Consider the following 24,770-nt stretch of genomic DNA (forward strand, 5'->3'; position numbering starts at 1 on the left):
CGTGGCCGCCGACTTCGCCGCCACCGCCGACGCGATCGCCGCGGCGGCCCTGGCGGTCCCGGGCGTCGAGGGCCTGCACGGCGGACCCGGCGACGCGATCGCCACCGCCCTGCCCGGACGGCGCATACCCGGACTGCGCATCGACGCCGACACCTGCGCCGTCCACGTGGCCGTCGCCTGGGACGCCGACATGCGCGCCACCGCCGAGGCCCTCCGGGCCGCGCTGCTCCCGCTGACCGGCGCCCGCACCGTCGCCGTCACCGTCGAGGACGTCGGCGAACCCAGAGACGAGGACCGAACATGAAAGCATCCTTCGCCGGCCTCGCGGTCGGCCTGCTCCTGGCGATCGCCGTCATCACCGGCGGCTTCACCGGGTTCCTGCTCGCCGTCGTCCTCGGCGCGGTCGGCTTCGCCGTCGCCGGCAGGATCAGCGGCGAGTTCGACGTCTTCGACCGGTTCCGAGGCCGCCGTGACTGAGGAGGCCTTCGCGATAGCCGACCTCCCCGGCGGACCCGAGCGGGCCGCCGAGGAGCGCGGCTCCCTGCGCGTCACCGGCACCGCCGTGACCCGCGTGTTCGAAGGCGCCGCCCGCGGGGCGCCCGGCTCGGCCGAGCGGTCGGGCCTGCTCGTGCGCGGCTACCCTCGCGCCCGCGCCACCGTCAAGCACGGCCGCGTGTGGGCCAGCCTCGACGTCGGCGTCCGCTGGCCCGGCCCGACGGCCGCCACCGCGCGGGGCCTCGCCGCCCGCGTCCGCGAGGAGGCCACCAGGATCACCGGCCTCGACGTGGTCGCCCTCGACGTCACCGTGCACCTCGTGGACGCCGCCGACGGCGCGGAACGGAGGGTCCAGTGAAGGCCCGCGACCCGCGGCGACTGCCCGCCGCCACCTGGTTCGGCCTCGTCGGCGCCCTGCTCCTGGCCGCCCTCGCGCTCGTGCTCGGCCAGCACGCCGCCGCCGCGCGCGGCTGGACCGGCGCCGACTCCTGGCTCAGCGCGGCCGTCGCCGCGCTCGACGACCCGGCCCCCTCCGCCCTCGTGCTCGCCTGCGGCATCGCCGCGGCCCTCCTCGGCCTGTGGCTGCTCGTCGCCGCGTGCCTGCCCGCCCGCCGCAGCCATGCGCGCGCGACGGGCCGCTCCGACCTGTGGATCGCGCCGCGCGCGATCGAGGCGCTGGCCGCCGACGCCGCCGAGCGGGCCCCGGGCGTGCTCCACGGCAGCGGCGAGGTCCGGCGCCGGCGCCTGCGGGTGGAGGCGCTGCTGTCGCCGGGCACTGAGGCGGGCGTCGCCGGGATCGTGGACCGCGTGGGGGACCGGCTCTCCGGGCTCGCCGACCTCGAAGTGTCGGTGCAGGCGAAGGAGGCGAGCCGATGAGGAGGCTCGCGGTCGACCGCCCGGCGGTGATCATGCTGGGACTGCTCCTCGTGGTCCTCGGCGGCGCGGTCCTGGAGTGGCGCTTCGACTTCTTCGGCGGCTGGGACCGCCTGGAGACCGACCGGATCGCCGACGCGGTCGGCGCCGACTGGTTCGCCTGGGCCGCCGCCGGCGCCGCGCTGGTGCTCGCCGTCCTGGCCGTGTGGTGGCTGCTCGCGCGCATCCCGCGCGGTGTCGAGGGCCGGGTGCCGCTCGCCGCGGACGGCGCCGACCGCATCGAGGTCGACGTGCGCTCGATCGTGCCGAAGCTGCGGGCCGACTTCGAGCGCGCCGCGCCGGTCGACCACGTCACCGGCAGGCGCCGCCGCACCGGGTCAGGTCAGCTCATAGAACTGCGCGCGAACGTCGACCCGCGCGCCGACGGCGCCTCGCTGCTCAGGGCCGCCGAATCGCTCACCGACTCGGTCGCCGAGGCCTTCCCGGACGGCGAGGTGGCCGTGCGCCTCCTCATCGACCCGCCACGCAGGCCGGGCGCCCGCAAGACGCCCCGCGTGCACTGAGCGCCCTGCGGGCGGACCGCTATGCGGCGCTGAGGCAGAGCAGGTGGCCCTCGGGGTCGGCGAGGACGGTCCAGTCCCCACCGCCGGGCTGGAACTCCGGCCGGGTCGCCCCGGCCGCCAGCAGCGACTCGACGGCCTGCCCGACGTCGGCGACGGCGAAGTCGAGGTGGCAGTGCTTGGCGTCGTCGGGCCAGCCGGGGCCCCGGTACCCTGCGACGCGCTGGAAGCCCAGGCTCAGGGCCCCGCCACCGAGCTGTACGGTGTCCTCGTCGCGGTAGGCGACCGGCCAGCCGGTGACCTTCCCGTAGAACGCGGCGAGGGCCTCGGGGTCGGCGGCGTCGAGGACGACGGTGGTGAGTGCGGCGATCGCGGGCATGATTCGGTACTCCTGTGACTCGGTGGTCGTTGACGACGACGAGTCTGCACGCAGCGCCCGGGTCCCGGCTTGAACATCCTTGCGGCCCGCTGTCGGACCCGGCAGGTAGCGTGCGCCCCATGCTCACCGCACGCACCCTGGCCCGACGGTCGGACTTCGACGTCTCGGCCGTGACCTGCGTCGACGAGCACCGCGGTTGGACCGAGGAGTCGGAGCAGGACGGCCACCGGATCGTGTTGGTTCGCAGGGGCCGGTTCCGCAGGCGCGCCGACGGCGTCGCCTCCTACGTGGACCCGGCGACGGGCTACATAGGCGCACCGGGGGAGTGCGAGGAGTTCGCGCATCCCTGCGGCGGCGACCGGTGCACCTCGATCAGGATCGGCGAAGCGCTCTGGGCGGACGCGGCCGGTGAAGGGCCAGCGCCCGTACGCGGCGCCTTCTACGTGGACGCCGCGGTCGACCTCGCCCACCGGCGCGTGCTCGCCTCCGGCGCCGACGTCGACTTCGCCCTGACCGAACACCTGCTCGCCCTGCTGACCGGCGCGCTGCGGCAGCTCGCGGACGGACCGCCGCCCTGGCGCGGCGGCGCGGGCGCCGACCGCGGGCTCGTCGCCGTCGCCTGCGAGGCCATCGGTGCCGACCACCCGCGCTCGGCCGACCTGATGTCCCTCGCGTCCCTGCTCGACGTCTCGCCCTTCCGGCTCAGCCGGGCGTTCAGCCGCCGTCTCGGCGTCTCACTCACCCACTACCGCAACCGGGTCCGCGTCGGCCGGGCCCTCGACCTGATCGAAGAGGGCGCAACCGGCCTGGCCGAGATCGCGGCCGAACTGGGCTTCGCCGACCAGGCCCACCTGGGGCGCACGGTGAAGCGCCACTACGGGCACACGCCGACGGCCCTGCGGCGCCTCCTGGGCGACCGGCCCCGCTGAGCCGTCAGCCTTCGGCGAGGTACTCCTCGCGTTCGCCGCGCCAGTTCTCCAGGTACCGGTACGACGTGTCGTGCGCGTGGGCGCCGCGCACCGCGCGGGCGCCTTCGGCCAGTGCCGCCGCGTCGGCGGGGTCGACGCGCCAGCCGTACGGATAGGAGAAGCGGCTGGAGTAGTCCTCCGCCCACAGGAGCACCAGGTCGCGGTCGTGTTCGAGGTCCTGGTAGCTCTTGGAGCCGCGCTCGTGCCGCTCGATCGTCCAGCCGCCGCCCTCGCGCGGGGTCGCGGTGAAGTCCGGGTCGAAGCCCCAGCCCCAGCGTCCGTCCGGGAGCTCCCGGGGCGCGTCGCGGCCTCCGCCGAGGGCGTCCGCGAGCGCGGCCGGGGTCCACGGGGCGGGGAACCCGGTCGCGAGGGCGGTGTGCAGTTCGAGGTCGGTGAGCCGCTCGGACCGGGGCCCGCGCGGATCGAGCGCCGAGCCGAGGGTCTTCGCCGCCAGCGACGGCCCGCCGTCGTCCACGAGCGCCACGTGCAGTTGCAGGAGCCGCGTGAACCGGTCGTGGTCGGCCGGGCTCGCGAACGGCGGCAGCGGGACGGTGTCGGCGGCGGGAGAGCCCCACGGCACGCCCGAGGGGAGGAAGTTGCGCATGGCGCCATTGTGCCGGGCCGGGTCCACCGATCCGGTCCCGGCGCGGTTGGCGCAGGCCCGAAGGGGTACCCATAGTGGAGCAATGTTCGCCTCACGGATCGGAGTCGCCATGCGCGCCTCGCACATCGGACTGATCGCCGGGCTGCTGCTCGCCCTGGCCTTCCTCGCCGGAGGAGCGGAGGGCCTCGTGATCGCCGCGCTGTTCGGCCTCATAGGGCTCGTCCTCGGCGCCCTGCTCGGCGGCGAGACCCGCTCGTTCCGCCGCTTCACGCGCCGCCGCAGGCGCTGACGGCCGGCTCCGGCGACCCGCTCGGCAAGCGCCTCCCGGCGAGTAGGGTGGGCCTGTCTCCGGGAACGAAAAACTGAAAGTAGGTCGCTCATGAGTGTCAGCGTGCTGTTCATCGGCGGTACCGGCCGGATCTCCACCTCGTGCGTCCACGAGGCCGTCCGCCAGGGCATGGAGGTCACCGTCCTCAACCGCGGCCGCACCGGCGAGCGCCTGCTCCCGCCCGAGGTCGCCCTCCTGACCGCCGACGCGAACGACGCGGACTCCGTGCGCGAGGCGCTCGGTGACCGGACCTTCGACGCGGTCGTCAACTGGGTCAACTTCACCCCCGAGCAGGTTCGGCGCGACATCGAGCTGTTCACCGGCCGCTGCGGCCAGTACCTGTTCATCAGCTCCGCCTCGGCCTACCAGACCCCGCCCACCCACATGCCGGTCACCGAGTCGACGCCGCTGAAGAACCCCTTCTGGCAGTACTCGCGCGACAAGATCGCCTGCGAGGAGCTCCTCACCGCCGCCTACCGCGACGACGACTTCCCGATGACGATCATCCGGCCCTCGCACACCTACGACGAGACCCTCCTGCCCTTCGACGGCGGCTGGACCGTCGTGGAGCGGATGCGCGCCGGTAAGCCCGTCATCGTCCACGGCGACGGCACCTCGCTGTGGACCATCACCCACAGCCGCGACTTCGCGGTCGGTTTCGTGGGGCTCCTCGCCAAGGAGGCCGCGATCGGCGAGGCCTTCCACATCACCGGCGACGAGGCCCCCACCTGGAACCAGATCTTCGGTCACATCGCCGAGGCCGCCGGCGTGGAGCCGCACCTGGTGCACGTCGCCTCCGACGCCATCGCCGCCGCCGACCCGAACTGGGGCGCCGGTCTCCTCGGCGACAAGTCCAACACGATGGTCTTCGACAACACGAAGGTCAAGCGCCTCGTGCCCGAGTTCGGCATCGACGCGACCCCGTACAGGCTCGGCGCCCGCGAGGTCGTTGCCTGGCATGACGCGAACCCCGCGTTCCAGACCGTCGACCCGAAGACCGACGCCCTCATGGACTGGCTCGCCGACCGCTACGCCCCCCGCCCGATGGACTAGGAACGCCCGCCGGCGTTCCCCTCAGTCCCGCACCCGCTCCCAGCCGTCCGCCTCGAGCCCGCCGCCGTCGCACAGCACGGTCCGGCCCGAGCGGACCTCGATCGCGTCGACGTACACGCCGCGGCCCTGGTACAGCGGATCGCTCGTGTAGACCCAGCGCAGCGTGGTCGTGCCGTCCGGCACGTCCGCGCGCGCGGCGATCCACCGCCGCCCCGAGTAGCCCGAGAACGCGCCCTCGGTGCGCCAGTGGTGGTCCTCGGTGCGCAGGTCCAGCGGCAGCGCCGTCCACGTGACGCCGTCGGCGCTCGCCTCGAACGCGCCCGCGTCGGTCGTCTCGGTGTCGTACCAGAGCGCGAACTCGGCCTTCGCCCGCGCGGCCGGCTTCGCCAGCGCCGCAGTGAGCGTCGCCCGGGTCGCGTCCGCCTGCCCGGCGAACCAGGCCCGCCCGCCCGAGCGCGGCTCGACCGGCACCGCCCGGCCCAACGGTCGGCTCGCCGCGCGCCGGTACGCCGAGGCCGTGCCCCGCTCCCGCGTCGGGTGCACGCGGTTGGTGAGCAGCACCAGCAGCGTCCCGGCCAGCGGGTCGAGCACGATCGAGGTGCCGGTGTACCCGGTGTGGCCCACCGTGACCGGTGAGCTCATCGCGTCCATGTACCAGCGCTGGCCGAGCTGCCAGCCGAGGCCGCGCGCGGCGCTCTCGCCGAGCCCGGCGTTCTGGTCGGTGAAGATCAGCCGCGCGGTGGCCTCGGAGAGGATCACCGCGTCCCGGTACCGGCCGCCGTTGAGGATCATCTGGCCGAACACCGCGAGGTCCCACGCGGTCGCGAACACGCCCGCGTGCCCGGCGACCCCGCCGAAGCCCCAGGCGTTCTCGTCGTGCACCTCGCCGCGCACCATGCCCCGGCCGGTCCACGGCTGGTACTCGGTGGCGGCGGTCCGCGAGGGGTCGGGCGGGTTGTAGCCGGTGTCGCGCAGGCCCAGCGGTTCGCAGATCAGCTCGGCCACGAGGTCGTCGAGCGTGCGGCCGGTGACCTGTTCGAGGATCTTGCCCAGGACGATGAGGTTGAGGTCGGAGTACTCGTAGCCGGAGCCCGGCGGGCGCCGCAGCGGGTGCGCGTAGATCGCCTCCATGCGCGCCTGTTCGTCGGGCAGGTCGTAGAGCTTGACGAACGCGATCATCCCCGAGGTGTGGGACAGCAGCTGTCCCAGCGTGATCGGCGACTTCGCGGCGTCGAACGCGTCGAAGCCCGGCAGGTGCTCCACGACTGCGGCCTTGAGGTCGATGAGCCCCTCGTCGATGAGGACGCCGGTGACGGTGGCGGTGAACAGCTTCGAGATCGAGGCGAGGTCGTAGACCGTGTCGGTCTCGGCCGCCTCCCACTGCTCGGGAGGCAGCTCGACCGGCGTGCCGGCCGCCTCGTCCCAGCCGGAGTATCGCAGCCGGTGGCCGCCCGCCTCGTGGACCACCACGACCCCGTCGCGGGCCGCCAGCAGCGCGTACCCGGGGAACGAGGGCTCAAGACCCTCCATATGGGACTGTAGTTCGGGGACTATCCGACTCACGTGCGCACCGGTCAGACCCGCACTCGCGCACGAGCCGTAGTGCAGTCGACGGGGGGTCGCCGGAAAGGTCACGTCGTAGGGTCCGGCTGTCGGCGGGCCGGTCAGTTCGGGCATTGAGGGATGCTCCTCGGCATTGGCACGGGTCGCGAACGCGAGCGCGGAACAGGCCGCCCCCGCCACGCCCCCCAGTACGGTTCGGCGCTGCATGGTGTCTCCTCGTCATCGTGCCATCACTGTGCGGTGCGGCGATAGAGCAAATACGACTCTCTTTGCTCGGAAAACGCATCCAATTCCTCGGCCCACAGTCCCGGCAGGTCCTCGGCGTCCGCGCCCGCCTCGATCGCCAGCCGCACCGCCTGGTTCCCGGTGAGCTTGTCCAGCCAGAACGAGGTCTGGTCCTGCGAGCGCCACCCGTACTCCGGGAAGGCCCGCCGCTGCGCCACGATCATCGCCAGCGCCGTCCTGATTGGATCGAACTCGGACCTATCGGTCACCTGGAGCTCCACCCCGCCGCACACCGAGCCCTGCCATTTCGAGAACCACGGCGAGAAGTACGCCTCCCGCACCCGCGCCCCCGCCAGGCCCCCGATCGACTCCGCCCAGACGTGGTCGATCCCCGGCGCGCCCAGCAGCTCGAACGGCTTCGTCGTGCCCCGCCCCTCCGACAGCGCCGTCGCCTCGAACAGGCACGTCCCCGGGTACGCCACGGCCGTGTCCACCGTCGGCATGTTCGGCGACGGTGCGATCCACGGCAGCCCCGTCTCCTCGAAGTACGACCGCGGCTTCCAGCCCTCCATCCGCACCACCGTCAGATCCGCCGGCTCAGCCGTGAACTCCCCGTTGAACAGCGACGCGAGTTCGCCCACCGTCATCCCGTGCCGCTGCGCGATCGGCTTGAGCCCCACGAACGTCGCGTGCTCGGGATGGAGCACCGGCCCGCTCGCCGCCGCCCCCGACACCGGGTTCGGCCGGTCGAGCACCACGAACCGCAGCCCCAGCCGCCCCGCCGCCTCCAGCGCCAGGTACATCGTCCAGATGTACGTGTAGAACCGCGACCCCACGTCCTGGATGTCGAACACGACCGTCTCGATCCCGGTCTCGGCGAACACCTCCGCCATCCGGTCCATGTCGTTGTACGCGTTGTACACCGGCAGCCCGGTCTTCGCGTCGAGGAAGAAGTCCTCGCCCTCGCCCGCCTGCGAGACCCCGCGGAAGCCGTGCTCGGGGCCGAACACCGCCGCCACGTCGACCTTCCCGCTGCCGTGCATGAGGTCCACCTCGTGCGTGAGGTCGGGGAGGACACCCGTGGGGTTCGAGATGACGCCGACGCGCTGGCCGGCGAGTTCGGCGAAGCCGTCCTCGGCGAGCACTTCGACGCCGGTCTTGACGCGGCGTTTCGGCTTGGCGTGGGCGGGCGCGGCGGTGGCCGCGGCCAGGGCGGCCCCGGCGACGGCGCCGCCGAGGAGTCTCCTGCGCTGCATGGTGTCTCCTAGTATTCGAGGCCGTGGCCGAAGGGGAACAGGACCGCCTCGGGATCGTCGGCGTGGGGGATGTCGACCGGCAGGCGCCCCTGCGGGGCGAGCGCGCCGGTGATCGCGCGGACGGCCGATTCGAGCCCGTCGGCGGCGTACGAGTAGGTCGCCAGGTAGGCGTGGACCGAGTCGGCGACGTACGCGATGTCGTAGGGGTTCCTGACGCCGAGCGCGACGAGCGGGACGCCGGTGGCCGCGAGCGCGTCCACGAGGTCGGCCTGGGCCGGGTTGTCGGCGATGCCGTTGGTGCACACGACGACGAGGCCCTTGCCGTCGGCGGCGGCCGCCGCCGCGGCGATCTGGGCCGCGGTGGGGGCGAGGCCGGTGACGACCCGCTCGGCGCTCCAGCCGCGCGCGCCGAACTCGGCGGCGACCACGTTCGTGGTGGTCTCGCCCCAGCCGGTGACGAGGACGAACCCGCCGTCGGTCGGCGTCGGGAGCGTCCCGTCGTTGACGACGAGGGTGGTGGTCCGGTCGCTGAGCGCCTGGGCCGCTTCGAGGTTCGCGGCGGTGCCGACGACCTGGCCGACCAGGTCGGGGTCGGCGTACGGGTCCTCGAAGAGCCCGAGACGGTACTTGAGGTCGAGGATGCGTGTCACCGAGGCGTCGATGCGCCGCTCGGTGAGCTCGCCTTCGGCGACGGCGGCGAGGACCGCGTTGTAGGCGAGGTCGATGTCCATCGGCATGAGCAGCACGTCGGCCCCGGCCTGGAGCGCGAGCACCGGGACGCGGTCGTCGCCGTAGCCCTCGCGCACGCCGTCCATCTGGAGCGAGTCGGTCACCACGAGCCCGTCGTAGCCCAGTTCCTCGCGCAGCAGTCCGGTGAGGACGGGTTCGGACAGGGTCGCGGGCCGCAGCGACGCGTCGAGCGCGGGGAACTGGAGGTGGGCGGTCATGACGACGTCCACACCGGCGTCGATCGCGGCGGCGAACGGCGGGGCGTCGATCGCGCGCCACTCCTCGTAGGTGTGCTCGATGCGCGGCAGCTCGGCGTGGCTGTCGTCGGCGGTGTCCCCGTGCCCGGGGAAGTGCTTGACGGTGGAGGCGAGGTCCCCGCGTGCCTGGTAGCCCTCCACCTGCGCCGCGACCATCGCGGCGACGTGCTCGGGGTCGGACCCGAAGGAGCGCACGCCGATCACCGGGTTGGCCGGGTTGACGTTGACGTCGGCGTCGGGGGCGAAGTTCTGGTTCAGGCCCATCGCGCGCAGCTCGGTGCCGCTGAGGACGGCGGCGGCGCGGGCGGCCTCGGGGTCATGGGTCGCGCCGAGGGCCATGGCGCCCGGCAGCTGCGTGGCGGGAGGGCCGATGCGGGTGACGAGCCCGTGCTCCTGGTCGGTGGCGATGAACAGCGGCGTGCCGCAGCCCTCGAGGGCCGCGTCCTGGAGCCCGTTGGAGAGCGCGGTGATCTGGTCGGGGTTCGCGACGTTGTTCGACCAGGCGAAGTAGATGATCCCGCCGAGGTGGTAGGTCGCGATGAGCGCGGTGGCGTTGTCGACGCCGTGCGCCGCCTGATTGGCGGCGACGTCGGCGGCGGCCGTCGTGTCGGCGGTCTGGCCGTAGGCGTACGTGGTGAAGAGCTGGCCGACCTTCTCCTCCAGGCTCATCGCCCTGAGGCGCCGCTTGACGAAACTGCGGCGGCGCCCGCCATCGGCCTCGGCGGGGCCTGCGACGGCGGCCGCCGCGGCGGCTCCGAGTGCGGCGGCGAGCACGGTCCGGCGGGGATGCGTCTCCATGGGGCGGACTCCAGTCTGCGCGGGAACGGGGATGGGGCCCGGCCCCGGATGCGGCACTGCGAAATGCGGCACTGCGACCGGGTATGACCCGACCCGCTCATCCTGGCAGAAACTTTCATGTGAAGGCAAGACTACGGAGAGAATTTTCGTAGTCCGCGAACCGGCGCGCACCGCCGGCACCGGTCCGTCCGAACTGCACGGACCGGGATCGTGTTGCGCCGCAGGTGGATCGCGTGATTCAGTGCAGTGCGGGCTCGGCGAAGACCAGCGTCCCGGCGTCGGCGTCGAGCGTCGCGGTGAGCCCGAGCGGCACGGTCAGCGAAGGCGAGCAGTGCCCGAAGCCGAACTCCTCGACCACCGGGACGCCGAGGCCGCCGAGGCGGTCCTCCAGGACCGTCCGCACGCCCTCGTAGGGCCCGCAGTCGGTGAACGAACCGACCGCGATCCCGGCGATCCCCTCGAACCAGCCGGCGCGGCCGAGCTGCGTGAGCATCCGGTCGATCCGGTAGGGGCGCTCGTCGGTGTCCTCGATGAGGAGGATCGCGCCCTCCAGATCGGCGCGGTGCTCGGCGGTGCCGATCCCGCCGACCAGCAGCATGAGGCAGCCGCCGACGGTCACCCCGGTCGCCGTGCCGCCGGTGATCGCCCTCGACCCGGGCGCGTGGAGCTTCTGGACCCGCTCGGGCTCGAACAGGGTCAGCCGCAGGTGCTCGCGGTTCGCGGCGTCGGCGAGGAACGCCGACCAGGTGGTGAGCGGCCCGTGGACGGAGGCGGTGCCGAGGTGGAGCGCGACCGCCTCGTGCAGGGTCGTGATGTCGCTGAACCCTATGAGCGCCTTCGGCTCGCACTCCCGCAGCCTCTTCCAGTCGACCAGGTCGACCATGCGGTTGGCGCCGTAGCCGCCTCGGGCGGCGAACACCGCCGCGAACGACGGGTCGGCCCAGGCCGCGGTGAAGTCCGCGGCCCGGTCGGCGTCGGTCCCGGCGAGCTGGTCGTACCGCTCGTGCAGGTCCCGCGCGTGCGGCATGAGCACCGGTTCGAGGCCCCAGGAGCGCAGGACGTCGAGCCCGGCGTCCATGCGGTCGGCGGGGGAGGGGCTCGACGGCGAGACGACCGCGACCCGGTCCCCGGGGACGAGGCGGCGCGGTCGGCGCAGCGGCGCGAGACTCACGGCTCGAGCTCCAATGCGAAGTCGGGGCCTTCGAAGCCGAAGACCTGCGCGTACAGCGCGTGTTCGGCGAGCACCGCGTCCACGATGGTCGACGCCTGCCGGAACCCGTGCTGCTCGCCTTCGTACGCGCGGTAGGCGTGCGGGAGGCCCTTGCCCTCGATCCGCGCCAGCAGCATCTCTGACTGGGCGGGCGGGCAGATCGCGTCCTCCAGGCCTTGCAGGAGCAGGAACGGGGCCGCGATCCGGTCGGCGTTGACCACGGGTGAGCGCTCGCGATTGCGCTCCTCCAGCACCTCCGGCGGGCCGACCAGCCCGTAGATGTACTGCGACTCGAAGTCGTGCGTGTCGTCCCCGGTCCAGCCCGCGAGGTCCATGATCGGGTACTTGATCACCGCGCATGCGTAGACACCCTGCGCCGCAACCGACGTCAGCGAGGCGGCGGCCGTCCAGCCGCCCGCGCTGCCGCCCCTGATCGCGATCCGCGCCGGATCGGCGGTCCCCTCGGCCGCGAGCGCGCGGGCCACGGCCGCGCAGTCCTCGACGTCGACCACGCCCCACTGCCCGCGCAGCCGCTCCCGGTAGGCCCGGCCGTAGCCGGTGGACCCGCCGTAGTTCACCTCGACCACGCCGAACCCCCGCGACGTGAAGTACGCCAGCTCCAGGTCCAGGATCGCCTTCGCGTGCCCGGTCGGCCCGCCGTGCACCCACACCACGTACGGCGGCGCTTCGCCTTCGGGCCCTTCGTATCCGGGATTGCGCGGCGGGTACACGTGGGCGTGCACCTCGCGACCGCCCGGACCTTCGAACGTGCGGTGCTCGGGCACGGGGTAGTAGGCCGGGTCGACCTTGCCTTCGTGCGCGTGCGCGATCACCCGCGCCTCCCCGGACACCGAGTCCACTTCGACCAGCTCGTACCCGGTGGCGGGGCTCGCGGCGAAGCCGTAGACCTTGTCGCCGATCGCGGTCAGACTCGCGGCCCAGTCAGTCCAGGGGCCCTCGACCTGGCGCAGTTCCCCTGCCCGGCCCTCATACAGGCTCAGGCGGCTCTCGCCCTTGCCGTGGATCACGGCGATCCTGCCGTCGCGCAATGGATGGAACCAGCGCGAGCCCGGGCTCCACATCGGCCCGGCGAACTCCTCCTCCATCGGAAGGACCGGGCCGTTCGAGTGGTCGTAGGGGTCGTGCGAGTACAGGTTCCACCAGCCGGTGTGGTCGGAGGTGCACAGCAGCGTGTAGTAATCGGCGAACTCGACCTGTGCGATCGAACTCCCGAATCCGCCCCGTTCTCTCCACTGTGTGCTGATTGACCCGTCGTCGGACACGAAGCCCACCCGCAGTTCCGAGGAGTCCCAGGGCATGTGCGGATGGTTCCAGGCGATCCACGCGGCCGAGCCGGCCTCCGGGCTCACCTTCAGCCCGGCGACGAACCGGAACGTGTCGTCGGTCAGCTCCCGGATCGCGGCCCGGTCCCCGGCGGCCGAGCCGTCCAGCGGCACCGCCGCGATCACCCGCCGCACGTCGGTGGGCCGCTCGCCGGTGAACTCCTCCATGACCGCCCAGACCTCGCCGAAGCGCTCCACGATCACCGGCTCGCAGAAGCGCAGCCCGCTCGCGATGGCCGGTTCGGGCGTCAACGGCACCGGTTCGGACGCGCCGTCCGGCTCGAACCGGTACAGCCGCTGGTCGGCGAAGTTCGTGAACACCATCAGCGGGCCGTCCTCGCGCGCGAGGCCCGCCCACGGGCGTCCGCCGTACTCGTGCACCCGGTTGCGCGGGTTCCACGGCGGCGGCAGCACCGACTCGGTGGACCCGTCGGACCGGCGGCGCATCAGCGCCCGCCGCCCGCCTTCGGCCGGGCGCGGCTCGGTCCACCACAGCTCGTCGCCGACCGCGCCGAGCGCGCCCGGCCAGCCGTCGCCCTCGGCGACCATGTCGACCGTGATCGGGGATTCCCAAGTGCCGTACGGGGCTCGCTTCACCTTCAACTCCTCGCTCACGCGTTCCGCAGGAAGTCTTCCAGGACCCGCAGTCCGAACCGCAGGCCCTCGACCGGGACCCGCTCGTCCACGCCGTGCGCGAGCTTCCCGTAGCCGAACTCCGGCGGCAGCGCCAGCGGCGAGAACCCGTAGCCCGCGATCCCCAAGCGCGAGAACTGCTTCGCGTCGGTCCCGCCCGACATGCAGAACGGCACCGGATGGCCTTCAGGATCGAAGCGCTGGATCGCAGCCCGCATCGCCGCGAACGTCGGCGAGTCGACCGGCGCGGTGAGCGGGCGCTCCCGGTGGGCGTACCGCCACGCCACGTCGGGCCCGCACAGCTCGTCCATCGTGGCCTCGAACTCCGCCTCGCCGCCCGGTACGACCCGGCCGTCCACCTCGGCCCTCGCGTGCTCGGGGATGACGTTGACCTTGTAGCCCGCCTCCAGCACCGTGGGGTTCGCGCTGTTGCGCAGCGTCGACTCGACCAGCTGCGCCGCCTCCTGGAGCCCGCGCAGATCCGCGTAGTCCGGCTCGACGCCGTGCAGCGCCGCCAGCTCCGCGACCGCCGCCTCCACCACGGGAGTGACCCGCAGCGGCCACTCGTGCGCGCCGATCCGCGCGATCGCGCCCGCGAGCTTGCTCACCGCGTTGTCCGGGTTCGCCTTCGAGCCGTGCCCGGCCCTGCCTCGCGCCGTCAGCTCCAGCCAGGCCGTGCCCCGCTCGCCCGCCGCGATCGGGTAGAGCCGCATCCCGCCGCTGTGGAACGTGAACCCGCCAGACTCCGAGATCCCCTCGGTACAACCCTCGAACAGGCCCGCGTGCGCCTCGGCGAGGTAGCCCGAGCCGTACTCGGCCTCGGCCTCCTCATCGGCGGTGAACGCGAACACGATCGACCGCCGCGGCCGCACGCCCTCGCGCGCCCACTCGCGCACGGCCGCGAGCATCATCGCGTCCATGCCCTTCATGTCGATGGTGCCTCGGCCCCACAGCATCCCGTCGGCGTCGACCTCGCCCGAGAACGGGTCGACGCTCCAGTCCGCCGCCGCGGCCGGGACCACGTCCAGATGCCCGTGCACCAGCAACGCGGGCGCCTCGGGGTCCGTTCCCTCCAGCCTCGCGACCACATTGGAGCGGTTCGGCGCCTTCTCCAGGATCACCGGCTCCAGCCCCGCCTCGGCCAGCTTCTCAGCCGCGTACTCCGCGGCCTCGCGCTCGTTCCCGTCCCCGCCGCCCCGGTTCGTCGTGTCGAACCGGACCAGGTCGCGTGTGAACTCGACGACCTCTTCGAGCGCCCTCGCGTCAGCCATACTTCTCCTCCATCGCCGCGCTCGCGATCGTCGTGACCGCCTTGAAGCACCGGATCGCCTCGTACATCGTGGGCAGTTCGAAGGCGACCTGACGCACGGCGCTCTTCTCGACGCCCGGGATCACCGTCACCGCGTCGGCCAGGTGCGAGGCGTCGAACTCGACCTCGATCACATGGGAGGAGACGACCGGCTCGTGTCGGCCCACCAGGCGGCGGCCCGCGGCCTCGGCAACGGTGGCGATCTCCCTCCAAGCGAGATCAGGCGAATCGCAGATCGCCGCATACCGCGACACATGGTGTTTGACCACTGCGCCGAACGCCTTCGGCGCATAGTCTTCAGCGTCCCGGATCGTCGCGGAATCGCCGGTGACCATGATGACCGGTACGCCGTACTCGGCTGCGAGCGCCGCGTTCAGTCGGCCTTCGCTCGCCAGGGCCCCGTCGAGCCAGACTCCGGTGATCGTGTTCTCCAGATAGGTGTGCGCGAGCACGCCTTCCATTCCGGCCCCCGCGTGATAGCCGAGGAAGACCACGCCCTCGCAGGTCCGCTTGTCCAAGCCCTGCATCATGCCCAAGGGCTTGTGCCTGCCCGAGATCAAGTGCGCCCCGGGATTGAGCTCGTCCAGCAGCAGGTTCCGCATCGTCGAGTGCGCATCGTTCACATCGATGGACCAGCTGCCTGTGGGAAGTCCCTTGCCCAGTCCCCTCATCGCCGCGTTCACGTCGCCGGTGAACAGCCGCCGCATCCGCTCCCAACCCGGCGTGCCGGGGATGACGTCGCTCGGGCTCGTCACCCCGGTGACGCCTTCCATGTCCGCGCTGATCAAGATCCTCATGCGACCATCCTGGCATGCACCAGGTGGCACGCGACCCGGAGCGACTCAGGCCCCGCAAGGACCGGGTCCTCGCCCTCGCATCGCTCCCGCACCGCCGCCGCCTCACCCGAGGCGTACGCCGGGCAGCGCGGCCGGAACCGGCATCCGCCGGGAATCCGCGAGGCGTCCGGCAGTTCACCGGCCAGCACGATCGGCTCGGCCACAGGGGAGTCCGGAAGCACCGACACCAGCGCCCGCGTGTAAGGGTGGCGCGGCGCCGTCAGCACCTCCTCCACCGGGCCCTGCTCCACGACACGGCCGAGGTACATGATCGCGATCCGGTCGGCGATGCTCCACGCCAGACCCAGATCGTGCGTGATCACCAGCGCCCCCAGGCCCGCGTCCTCCTTGAACCGCAACAGCAGCGAGAGGATCTCGCCGCGCACCGAGGCGTCCAGCGACGCCACCGGCTCGTCCGCCACCAGCAGGTCCGGCTCCAGCACCAGCGCCCCCGCGATCACCACGCGCTGGCGCTGACCGCCCGACAGCTCGTGCGGATACGCCAGGAAGAACTGCTCCGGCGGCCGAAGCCCCGCCCGCGACAGCGCCTCGGCCACACGCCCCGGCTCGTCGTCGGCGATCCCGTGGATGCGCAGGCCCTCGGCCACCGCGTCGTACACCGTGTGCCGCGGGTTCAACGCCCCCGTCGGGTCCTGGAGCACCAACTGCACCCGCCGCCGGTACGCCTTCAGCGCCCGCGACGAGAACCGCAGGGGCTCACCACCGAACGACACCGAACCGCCCGTGGGCCGCTCAAGGCCCAGCAGCGCCCGCGCCAGCGTCGTCTTCCCGCAACCGGACTCGCCCGCCAGCGCCACGATCTCGCCCGGCGCCACGTCCAGGTCGACCCCGTCCACCGCGCGCGCGACGCGCCCGCCCGGCAGGCCGAACTCCACCCGCAGCCCCCGCGCCGACAGCACGCCCTCGGCCACCGCATCCTCAGAGGACAACGGGCCCACCTTCCTGCGCGACGAAGCACGCGCTCGACCGTTCCGCCCCCTGCACCGCCACCAGCTCCGGCGACTCCGAACCGCACCGCTCCACCGCCACAGCGCACCGCGGCCGGAACGAGCAGCCCTCCGGCAGCCGCGCCGGATCGGGCGGGTCGCCCGCCAGACCGCCCGGCCGGCCACGCGAGGCCGGGTCGCCGATCACCGGGAACGCCGCGCCGAGCGCCGCCGAGTACGGGTGCCGCGCCTGCGCGAACACCTCATGCGCCGGTCCACGTTCGACGATCCGCCCCGCGTACATGACCGCCGCCGTGCCGCACACCGCGGAGAGCACCGACAGGTCGTGGCTGATCATCACCATGCCCACGCCCCGCTCGGCCACCAGGCCCGTCAAGAGCTCCAGCACCTGCGCCTGCACCATCACGTCCAGCGCCGTCGTCGCCTCGTCGGCGATGATCAGATCCGGGTCGCACGCCAGCGCCATCGCGATCATCACCCGCTGGCGCTGGCCGCCCGACAGCTCGTGCGGGTAGCTCCGCGCCCGCGAGGGCGGCAGCCCGACGCGTTCCAGCAGCTCTTCGGCGCGCGCCGCGGCCTTCGCCGGGGACGCCTCGCCGTGCACCAGGATCGGCTCGGCGACCTGCCGGCCGACGCGGTGCACCGCGTTCAGCGAGTGCATCGCCCCCTGGAACACGATCGAGGCGCCCGTCCACCGCACGGCCCGAAGGCGGCCCCAGCCCATCGTGAGCAGGTCCTCGCCGTCGAGCAGGATTCGGCCCGTCACCTCCGCGGAGCGGGGGAGGAGCCGCAGCACCGCCATCGCGAGCGTCGACTTCCCGCAGCCGGACTCGCCCGCGATCCCGAGGATCTCCCCGGCATCGACCGCCAGGTCCACGCCCCGCACGGCCGGGATGCGCCCGCGCGAACCGGTGTAGGTGACCCGCAGGTCCTCGAACTCCAGGAGCGTCACGCCCCCTCACCTCGCAGCCTCGGGTTGAACACGGCCTCCAGCGCTCGGCCGCACATCATGAACGCCAGCACGACGAGCAGGATCGCCAGGCCCGGCGGCAGCAGGTACCACCACGCGTGCGCCGAGACCGCCCCGTTGTCGGAGGCCCGGTTGAGGATCGACCCCCACGACACCACGTTCGGGTCGCCCAGGCCCAGCCACGCCAGCGAGGACTCCATGAGGATCGCCGAGGGCACCAGCAGCGTCGCGCTCGCGAGCACCAGCGGCAGCACGTTCGGCAGCACGTGCCGGGTCATCTGGTGCCAGTGCCCGGCCCCGAGCGCGCGGGCGCGCTCCAGGTACGGCCGCGCCTGCACCGTCAGCGTCTGGGCCCGCACCAGCCGGGTCGTGCCCGACCACGAGACCAGGGCGATCACGAGGATCGTCGTCCCCATGCTGCGGCCGAGCACCGCCAGGAGCGCGATCGCCACGACCAGGCTCGGCAGCACCATGAACCAGTCGGATACGCGCAGCGCCACCCACCCGTACCAGCCGCCCACGTGCCCGGCGGTGACGCCCACGGCCGTGCCGACGAGGATCGCCGCGAGCGTCGCGGTCAGTCCGATGATGAGCGACAGGCGCGAGCCCCAGAGCGTCAGCGCCAGGATCGACCGGCCCACCTCGTCGGTGCCGAGCGGGAACTCGGCCGACGGGGGCTCCATGCGCCCGCCGGTCGCCTGCGTGACGCTCAGCTGCGACTGGTCGACCAGGAGCGGCGCGGCCACGGCCAGCACCACGATGGCGCTCAGCAGGACCAGGCCGACCATGCCGGCGCGCTGGCTGCGGTAGGCGGCCCAGGAGCGGGCGAGGGACTGCCTGGTGCGGGCGCGTCTGAGGGCGCGCGGGGAGGTCGGTACGGCGGTCACGGTCAGCCCGTCCTTCGGATGCGCGGGTCGATGAACCAGTAGAGGATCTCGGCGCACAGCACCGCCAGGATGGTGGAGGCGGAGAACAGCACGAAGAGGGCCTGGAGCACCGGGCGGTCGGGGTAGAAGATCGACTGGACGAACAGGCTGCCGAGGCCGGGCCAGCTGAAGACGGTCTCGGTGACGATGGAGCCGTTGACGACCGACCCGAGGGCCAGGAACACGAGTGTCACGGTGGGCAGCAGCGCGTTGGGGACGGCGTGCCTGCGGCGGACCTCGTCGTCGCGCAGGCCCTTGGCTCGCGCGGTGGTGAGGTAGTCGCCGCCCAGTTCGTCCAGCACCGAGGACCGCATGATCATGAGGTAGCCCGCGTACACCACGGCCGTGTAGGTGAGGACGGGGAGCACGAGGTGGTGGCCGATGTCGACCGCCTGGGACCAGAAGTCCGGCGGGGTGCTCGGCGAGCGCATCCCGTTGACGGGGAACAGCCCGAGGTAGCGGGCGAAGACGAGGATGACGATCATCCCGAGCCAGAACGTGGGGGCCGAGTACAGCAGGAGCCCGGTGGCGACCTGGCCGCGGTCGAATCTGGAGCCCTGGCGCCACCCGGCGCGGGCGCCGATCCAGAAGCCGAGGAGCACCGCCAGGACCATGCCGGTGCCCGAGAGCAGGAGCGTCGCGGGGAGGCGTTCGACGATGAGGTCGAAGATCGGCCTGCGGTACTGGAAGGAGTCGCCGAGGTCCATGGTGAGCGTCCCGGTGATGTAGTCCCAGAACTGCTTCCACATGGGCTGGTCGAGGCCGAGTTCGGCGCGCATCGCGGCGCGCTGCTCGGGGGAGACGGGCCGTTCGCGGGTGAGCTGGTCGATCGGGTCTCCGGCGATGAGCCGGAAGATGAAGAACGAGGAGAACAGGACCAGCAGGAGCGAGACGGCCGCGCCGGCGACGTGTTTGAGCAGGTAGCGCCCGAAGCCGCCGCTGACGCGTGTGCGGGCCCCCGCGGCGGGTGCCGCGGGGGCCCCGGGGGCGCCGCGATCGGCGGCGTCCCCGGCCGGACCGCTCGCGCGGTCCGGCTCGGACGGTGGTGTGCCGTCGGTCATTCGCGCTCGTCCGCGGTCTTCTTGCGGCGCAGCGTGAGCACGAAGCCCGCGCCCGCCACGACGATCACGGCGGCCGCCACCGCGATCCAGACCCACGCGGACGGGCCGCCTTCGTCGCCGTCGCCGCCGACCGGCTGCGCCGACCAGTAGGACCAGGTGAAGCCCTGCTGGCCGGTGACCATGCCGTTCTCGGTCGGCTGCGTGGTCATGCCGGTGACGCTGTCGTGGTCGTACGCCTCCATGACGTTCTGGTAGTACAGGTAGATGACGGGGGTGTCCTCGTAGAGGAGGCGCTGCTCCTCTTTGACGAGTTCGGCGCGCGCGTCGGGGTCGGACTCGACCTTCTGCTGCTCGTGGAGCGCGTCGAAGTCGGGGTTGCAGTAGGAGTTCTCGCTGGAGCGCTCGGTGCCGTCGGTGAGGGTCGGCAGGACCGCGCAGGTGTGCATGCCGAGCTGCTCGGTCGGGTTGGGGCCCACGCCCCAGCCGGAGAACGCGATGTCGAACTCGCCCAGGTAGGCGAGGTTGTTGAGTTCGCCCTGCTCGATCGCCTCGGGGACGACCTCGATGCCGAGCTCGGCCCACCACTCGACGGCGAACTGCGCGATCGTGGCGTACGCGGTGTTGTCGGCGTGCTGGTAGAACCGGAAGCTCAGCCGCTGGCCGCCGCCGGGCATGGTCCGCACGCCGTCCTCGCCGCGCTCGTACCCGGCCTCGTCGAGGAGCGCGTTGGCGCCCTCGATGTCGAACTGCACGAGCGAGTCCCCGCCGTCCCAGTGGTACTGGGCGAAGATCGCGGGGATGATCGAGGTCGCCGGGGAGCCGGAGCCGTCGAGGACGGTGTCCACGAGGGCCTGCTTGTCGATCGCCATGTGCATGGCCTTGCGCACGACCGGGTCCTTGAGCGCGGGGTGGCCGTCGCCGAACTCGGTGCCGTCCTGCGTGACGGTGCCGTGGTTGAGCGTGATGGACACGTACCGGCGGCCCTGGACGTCGTTGACGGTGACGTGGTCCTGCTTGGCGAGCGCCTCGATCTGGGCGGGGTTGAGCCCGCCCTGCATGCCCGATCCGACCACGTCGACCTCGCCGGCCTCCAGTGCGGCCACGGCCGCGTCGGTCTCGGCGTAGTAGTCGTAGACGATCTCGTCGAACCCGGGCGCGCCGTCCCAGTAGTCGGGGTTGGCCTTCAGGCGGATCAACTCGTCGGTCTTGTACTCGGTGACCTGGAACGGGCCCGAACCGACCAGCGGCAGCTGGTTCGCGTCGTCCGCCGACGGGTCGGGGAACTGCGACCACACGTGCTCGGGGACGATGTAGACCTCGCGCGTGAGCACGTCCCACGGGGCGGGCTGGGCGAGGGTGAGCACGAAGGTCGCGTCGTCGGGAGCCTCGGCCGACACCAGGTTCCCCGCGAAGTCGACGTTCCAGTCGTGGATCGCCTGGTTCTCGATGAGCAGCCCGTACGTGTAGGCCACGTCGTTCGCCGTGAGCGCCTCGCCGTCGGACCAGGTCACGCCCTCGCGGATCGTGAACGTCCAGGTGAGGCCGTCCTCGGACTCGACCCATTCGGTCGCCAGGCCGGGCACGGGCTCGTACTCGGTGCCCATCTTCACCAGCGTGTCGTACGTCATCATGCTGGTCTCGTAGGTGATGACGTTGCGCCGCTTGAACGGGTTGAAGGTGTCGACCTCCTGGTTCGTGGCGATGAGGAGGGTGTCGACGTCGTCCTCCTGGGCCGCGGCGCCGGGCGCGGCGACCGCGAGCGCGCCGGCGGTGAGCGCCAGCACGGCCAGGGCGGACAGGAACCGCCGTGTCAGGGCATGGGGATTCATGGGGTGCTGGTCCTCGCATTCGGCTCCGGGCACGAGGCGCCCGAGCGGCTCGCGAGCGCGCCGCCGGTCCTCGGTGTACCGAACAGAATGACGGAACACTTCTTGAGTTGTCAACGATGTGAAGAAAGTTTTCATCGCCGAAATATGCGGCCCCCGCGAAAGGGCGAACCGACCAGGCGCGACCCCCGATTCCGCTAAATTCAATCCACTACCGACGGTGACATGGGGGTTGCGGTGTGGAACTGGCTGACTGACTCGCTCGTCGCACACCCCGAGATCGCGATCTTCCTCGCCCTGGGCCTCGGCTTCCTCATCGGCAAGCTCAAGATCAAGGGCATCGTGCTCGGCCCGGTCACCGGCACCCTCCTCGCCGGCGTCCTCGTCGGCATCGTCTTCGACGGCATCGACATCCCCGACCTGGTCAAGACGGTCGCCTTCGTCGCCTTCCTCTTCGCCCTCGGCTACAACGTGGGCCCCCAGTTCTTCGCGGGGCTCAAAGGCGACGGCGTCAAGCAGGTGATCCTCGCCGTCATCAACTGCGCCTTCGGCCTCGGCGTCGTCATCGTCCTCGCCAAGCTCCTCGGCTACGGCCCCGGCTGGGGCGCGGGTCTGCTCGCGGGCGGCCTCACCCAGTCCGCCGTCATCGGCGTCGCCGACTCCGCCATCGCCGCCCTGCCCGGCCTCAGCGCCGAGGAGGTCAAGGAGATGGAGTCGCAAGTGGCCGTCGGCTACGCCGTCTGCTACCTCTTCGGCACCGCCGCCGCCGCGTTCTTCCTCTCCACCATCGCGCCCCGGATGCTCGGCTCCAAGAGCCTCGCCGCCGACGCCCACGAGATGGAGAAGGACCTCGGCGTCGCCAAGGAGCCCGGCATCAGCCCCGCCTATTACTCCGTGGTCCGCCGCGCCTTCCGCATCGACGGGGGCACCGTCGTCGGCGCCACCGTCGCCGACCTCGAAGCCCGCGCCCTCACCCTGGGCCACCGCGTCATGTTCCACGACCTGCGCCGCGGCGGCGCCGTCGCGCCCGTCCGCCCCGACACCGCGCTCCAGGCCGGCGACGTGGTCACCCTCGCCGCCCGCCGCCCCGACCTCGTCGCCCTCGACGTCGACCGCTGGGGCGAGGAGGTCGACGACGAGGAGCTGCTCGACTACCAGGTCGAGACCCTCGCCATCGTCATCACCAAGAAGTCGCTCGCCGGGGCGAAGATCGGCCCGGCCTTCGCCGAGCACGCCCCGCGCCTGTTCGTCACCAAGGTGGTCCGCGGCGGCCAGGAGATCCCCTGGAGCGACGACACCGTCATCCACCGCGGCGACGAGATCACCGTCCAGGGCGGCAAGGACGAGGTCGAGGCCGTCATCGGCGACCTCGGCTACCCGAATCGCGCCAAGGACTCCACCGACATGAGCTACGTCGGCTTCGGCATCGTCGTCGGCGCCCTCATCGGCGTCCCCACGATCGCCGTGGCCGGCGCCGACATCGGCCTCACCACCTCCGGCGGCGCCCTCATCATGGGCCTCGTCTTCGGCTGGCTGCGCGCCAAGTCCCCGACCTTCGGGCAGTTCCCGCCCGCCGCGAACTGGATGCTCTCCACCGGCGGCCTGTGCATGTTCGTCGGCATCGTCGGCATCATGGCCGGACCCGACTTCGTCTCCGGCGTCAAGTCCGAGGGCCTCAGCCTCGTCTTCGCCGGACTCGTCGTGACCCTCCTGCCGATGCTCCTGACCATGTACCTCGGCAAGTGGCTGTTCAAGATCCCCGTGCCGATCAACCTCGGCATCGTGGCCGGCGCCAACACCACCACCGCCTCCATCGGCGCCATCACCGACAGCGCCAAGAGCCAGGTGCCGGTCCTCGGCTACACGATCCCGTACGCCATCGGCAACGTCCTGCTCACCATCTGGGGCGCGGTCATCGTGGCCGTGCTCGCCTGATCCACCGCCTAGGAAGGAACCGCCATGACCGTCGACCGCGACGAGGAACGCCGCCTCGAAGGGCTCAGCCCCTTCGAGTTGAAGAACCGTCTCATCGACCTGGCCGGGGAGAACGAGCGCGCCAACGCGCTCGCCATGGTCAACGCAGGGCGCGGCAATCCGAACTGGACGGCCACCGCGCCCCGCGAGGCGTTCTTCCTCTTCGGGCAGTTCGCGGTCACCGAGACCCGGCGCGACTGGGACGAGTTCGAGAACCTCGGCGGGATGCCGCAGAGCGAGGGCATCGCCCAGCGCCTCGACGACTTCCTCAAGGCCAACGCCTCCGCCCCCGGCGCGGCCGCGCTCGGCTCGTACGTGGCCCACGGCGTCGAGACCCTAGGGTTCGACGCGGACGCGTGGGTCGGCGAACTCGCGGACGCGGTCATCGGCGACCACTACCCGGTGCCCGACCGGATGCTCGTCCACGCAGAGCAGGTCGTGCACGCCTACCTCGACGCCGAGATGGGCGGGGCCCCGCAGGGCGGCTGGGACCTCTACGCGGTCGAGGGCGGCACCGCCGCCATGTGCTACCTCTTCGACTCCGCGCAGGTCAACGGCCTCTTGAACAAGGGCGACCGGATCGCGATCATGGTCCCGATCTTCACGCCCTACCTGGAGATCCCTCACCTGGAGCGCTACGACTTCGACATCGTCGAACTCCAGGCCTCCAAGGACACCGAGGACGGCATCCACACCTGGCAGTACCCCGACGACGAGATCGACAAGCTCAAGGACCCGTCGATCAAGGCGCTGTTCCTCGTCAACCCCTCCAACCCGCCGTCGGTCAAGCTCGCCGAGGCCACCCTGGAGCGCATCCGCGGGATCGTCGCGAACGACAACCCGGGCCTGACGGTCATCACCGACGACGTGTACGGCACCTTCACGAACGGGTTCACCTCGCTCATGTCGAGCCAGGCGTCCAACACCATCGGCGTGTACTCGTTCTCGAAGTACTTCGGATGCACCGGCTGGCGCCTCGGCGTCATCGCCGTCGCCCGCGACAACGTCTTCGACAAGCGCATCGCGGCCCTCGACGAGTCGCGCACCGCCGTCCTCAGGGAGCGGTACTCCTCGATCACGCTGGAGCCCGAGAAGCTCAAGTTCATCGACCGGATCGTTGCCGACTCGCGCGACGTGGCGCTCAACCACACCGCGGGGCTCTCGACCCCGCAGCAGGTCCAGATGACCTTCTTCGCGCTCCACACCCTCACCGACGCCGAGGGCGCCTACAAGCGCGACTGCCAGGCGATCATCGCCCGGCGCCTCAAGGCCCTCGTCGAAGGGCTCGACGTGCCCTACCCCGAGGACCCGGAGGCCGCGAACTACTACGTGGAGCTCGACCTCCTCAGCTGGGCCGAGCGCAACTGGGGCGCCGAGTTCGCCGACTGGATGCAGGCGAACTTCGAACCGGTCGACCCGATCTTCCGCCTCGCGCAGGAGGAGTCGGTCGTCCTGCTCAACGGCGGCGGCTTCGACGGCCCCCAGTGGTCGGTGCGGGTGAGCATGGCGAACCTGCGCATGGACGCCTACAAGCGGATCGGCGCCGCCCTGCGGGCCATCGGCGACGAGTACCACGCCGAGTTCCAGCGGCAGCAGCGGTAGCGGCACGAGCACGGGAGCGGGAAG

Annotated in this window: 24 protein-coding genes; 10 read left to right on the top strand and 14 right to left on the bottom strand. The window is 72.0% G+C overall.

What is annotated here, in order from left to right:
• Nucleotide 1: 1 nt before the first annotated feature.
• Genes E9998_RS05620 through E9998_RS05640 form a run of 5 tightly spaced genes read left to right on the top strand, consistent with a single transcriptional unit; the run spans nt 2 to nt 1,931 of the window.
• Nucleotides 2-304 carry a hypothetical protein gene (locus E9998_RS05620; RefSeq protein ID WP_204745263.1) on the top strand — a complete coding sequence of 101 codons (303 nt, stop codon included), beginning with the start codon at nt 2-4 and terminating at the stop codon, nt 302-304.
• Nucleotides 301-477 carry a DUF2273 domain-containing protein gene (locus E9998_RS05625; RefSeq protein WP_136528720.1) on the top strand — a complete coding sequence of 59 codons (177 nt, stop codon included), beginning with the start codon at nt 301-303 and terminating at the stop codon, nt 475-477. The genes E9998_RS05620 and E9998_RS05625 overlap by 4 nt, the downstream gene beginning before the upstream one ends.
• Nucleotides 470-853, top strand: coding sequence for a hypothetical protein (locus E9998_RS05630; protein WP_136528721.1), 384 nt, complete (start codon nt 470-472; stop codon nt 851-853). The genes E9998_RS05625 and E9998_RS05630 overlap by 8 nt, the downstream gene beginning before the upstream one ends.
• Nucleotides 850-1,371, top strand: a complete 522-nt coding sequence (locus tag E9998_RS05635) for a DUF6286 domain-containing protein (protein WP_136528722.1) — start codon at nt 850-852, stop codon at nt 1,369-1,371. The genes E9998_RS05630 and E9998_RS05635 overlap by 4 nt, the downstream gene beginning before the upstream one ends.
• Entirely contained in the window at nt 1,368-1,931 is a 564-nt protein-coding gene (locus tag E9998_RS05640; RefSeq protein WP_136528723.1) for a hypothetical protein, read from the top strand. The genes E9998_RS05635 and E9998_RS05640 overlap by 4 nt, the downstream gene beginning before the upstream one ends.
• A 19-nt stretch (nt 1,932-1,950) precedes the next feature.
• Here E9998_RS05640 and E9998_RS05645 read toward each other — a convergent pair whose 3' ends face one another.
• Entirely contained in the window at nt 1,951-2,307 is a 357-nt protein-coding gene (locus E9998_RS05645; protein ID WP_136528724.1) for a VOC family protein, read from the bottom strand.
• A 119-nt stretch (nt 2,308-2,426) separates the two neighbouring features.
• Between E9998_RS05645 and E9998_RS05650 the strand changes: the two genes are divergently transcribed.
• Nucleotides 2,427-3,236, top strand: a complete 810-nt coding sequence (locus E9998_RS05650) for an AraC family transcriptional regulator (RefSeq protein WP_136528725.1) — start codon at nt 2,427-2,429, stop codon at nt 3,234-3,236.
• A gap of 4 nt (nt 3,237-3,240) precedes the next feature.
• Here the strand turns inward: E9998_RS05650 and E9998_RS05655 are convergent, their stop codons facing one another.
• On the bottom strand, nt 3,241-3,879 hold the full coding sequence (locus tag E9998_RS05655; RefSeq protein WP_136528726.1) for a hypothetical protein: 639 nt from the start codon (nt 3,877-3,879) through the stop codon (nt 3,241-3,243).
• 82 nt (nt 3,880-3,961) lie between these two features.
• Here E9998_RS05655 and E9998_RS05660 point away from each other — a divergent pair, with 82 nt between their 5' ends.
• The gene (locus E9998_RS05660; protein WP_204745264.1) at nt 3,962-4,168 is read left to right on the top strand and encodes a hypothetical protein; all 207 of its coding nucleotides are present in this window, start codon (nt 3,962-3,964) and stop codon (nt 4,166-4,168) included.
• 90 nt (nt 4,169-4,258) lie between these two features.
• Nucleotides 4,259-5,260, top strand: a complete 1,002-nt coding sequence (locus E9998_RS05665; RefSeq protein WP_136528727.1) for an SDR family oxidoreductase — start codon at nt 4,259-4,261, stop codon at nt 5,258-5,260.
• A 21-nt stretch (nt 5,261-5,281) separates the two neighbouring features.
• Here the strand turns inward: E9998_RS05665 and E9998_RS05670 are convergent, their stop codons facing one another.
• From E9998_RS05670 to E9998_RS05725, 12 genes are all read right to left on the bottom strand, one after another.
• Nucleotides 5,282-6,790 (bottom strand): serine hydrolase domain-containing protein, encoded by a 1,509-nt coding sequence (locus tag E9998_RS05670; RefSeq protein WP_158299700.1) that lies wholly within the window; start codon nt 6,788-6,790, stop codon nt 5,282-5,284.
• 263 nt (nt 6,791-7,053) lie between these two features.
• Complete coding sequence (locus E9998_RS05675; RefSeq protein WP_136528729.1) at nt 7,054-8,304, bottom strand: exo-beta-N-acetylmuramidase NamZ family protein; 1,251 nt, start codon at nt 8,302-8,304, stop codon at nt 7,054-7,056.
• Between the two features lie 8 nt (nt 8,305-8,312).
• Nucleotides 8,313-10,088 carry a glycoside hydrolase family 3 protein gene (locus E9998_RS05680; RefSeq protein ID WP_136528730.1) on the bottom strand — a complete coding sequence of 592 codons (1,776 nt, stop codon included), beginning with the start codon at nt 10,086-10,088 and terminating at the stop codon, nt 8,313-8,315.
• Nucleotides 10,089-10,326: 238 nt separating this feature from the next.
• A complete protein-coding gene (locus E9998_RS05685) occupies nt 10,327-11,259 on the bottom strand; it encodes a S66 peptidase family protein (RefSeq protein ID WP_240037513.1) in 933 nt (310 codons plus the stop codon).
• Nucleotides 11,256-13,190, bottom strand: coding sequence for a prolyl oligopeptidase family serine peptidase (locus E9998_RS05690; protein WP_136528825.1), 1,935 nt, complete (start codon nt 13,188-13,190; stop codon nt 11,256-11,258). The genes E9998_RS05685 and E9998_RS05690 overlap by 4 nt, the downstream gene beginning before the upstream one ends.
• Nucleotides 13,191-13,252: 62 nt before the next feature.
• Entirely contained in the window at nt 13,253-14,545 is a 1,293-nt protein-coding gene (locus E9998_RS05695) for a M20/M25/M40 family metallo-hydrolase (protein ID WP_136528731.1), read from the bottom strand.
• On the bottom strand, nt 14,538-15,380 hold the full coding sequence (locus E9998_RS05700; protein WP_136528732.1) for a M55 family metallopeptidase: 843 nt from the start codon (nt 15,378-15,380) through the stop codon (nt 14,538-14,540). The genes E9998_RS05695 and E9998_RS05700 overlap by 8 nt, the downstream gene beginning before the upstream one ends.
• Complete coding sequence (locus E9998_RS05705) at nt 15,377-16,369, bottom strand: ABC transporter ATP-binding protein (RefSeq protein ID WP_136528733.1); 993 nt, start codon at nt 16,367-16,369, stop codon at nt 15,377-15,379. Before E9998_RS05705 ends, E9998_RS05700 begins: the two co-directional genes overlap by 4 nt.
• On the bottom strand, nt 16,359-17,339 hold the full coding sequence (locus E9998_RS05710; protein ID WP_136528734.1) for an ABC transporter ATP-binding protein: 981 nt from the start codon (nt 17,337-17,339) through the stop codon (nt 16,359-16,361). Before E9998_RS05710 ends, E9998_RS05705 begins: the two co-directional genes overlap by 11 nt.
• Entirely contained in the window at nt 17,336-18,250 is a 915-nt protein-coding gene (locus tag E9998_RS05715) for an ABC transporter permease (protein WP_420842413.1), read from the bottom strand. The genes E9998_RS05710 and E9998_RS05715 overlap by 4 nt, the downstream gene beginning before the upstream one ends.
• On the bottom strand, nt 18,247-19,344 hold the full coding sequence (locus tag E9998_RS05720) for an ABC transporter permease (protein ID WP_136528735.1): 1,098 nt from the start codon (nt 19,342-19,344) through the stop codon (nt 18,247-18,249). The genes E9998_RS05715 and E9998_RS05720 overlap by 4 nt, the downstream gene beginning before the upstream one ends.
• Nucleotides 19,341-21,173: an ABC transporter substrate-binding protein gene (locus E9998_RS05725; RefSeq protein WP_158299701.1), complete on the bottom strand. Its 1,833-nt coding sequence runs from the start codon at nt 21,171-21,173 to the stop codon at nt 19,341-19,343. Before E9998_RS05725 ends, E9998_RS05720 begins: the two co-directional genes overlap by 4 nt.
• Before the next feature lie 222 nt (nt 21,174-21,395).
• Between E9998_RS05725 and aspT the strand changes: the two genes are divergently transcribed.
• Both aspT and aspD read left to right on the top strand, forming a co-directional pair.
• Nucleotides 21,396-23,105, top strand: coding sequence for an aspartate-alanine antiporter (gene aspT / locus E9998_RS05730; protein WP_192907043.1), 1,710 nt, complete (start codon nt 21,396-21,398; stop codon nt 23,103-23,105).
• Between the two features lie 24 nt (nt 23,106-23,129).
• Nucleotides 23,130-24,746, top strand: a complete 1,617-nt coding sequence (gene aspD / locus E9998_RS05735) for an aspartate 4-decarboxylase (RefSeq protein WP_136528737.1) — start codon at nt 23,130-23,132, stop codon at nt 24,744-24,746.
• Nucleotides 24,747-24,770: the final 24 nt, after the last annotated feature.

Source organism: Glycomyces paridis (genome assembly GCF_004912155.1).
In the GTDB taxonomy this organism is placed as follows: domain Bacteria; phylum Actinomycetota; class Actinomycetes; order Mycobacteriales; family Micromonosporaceae; genus Glycomyces; species Glycomyces paridis.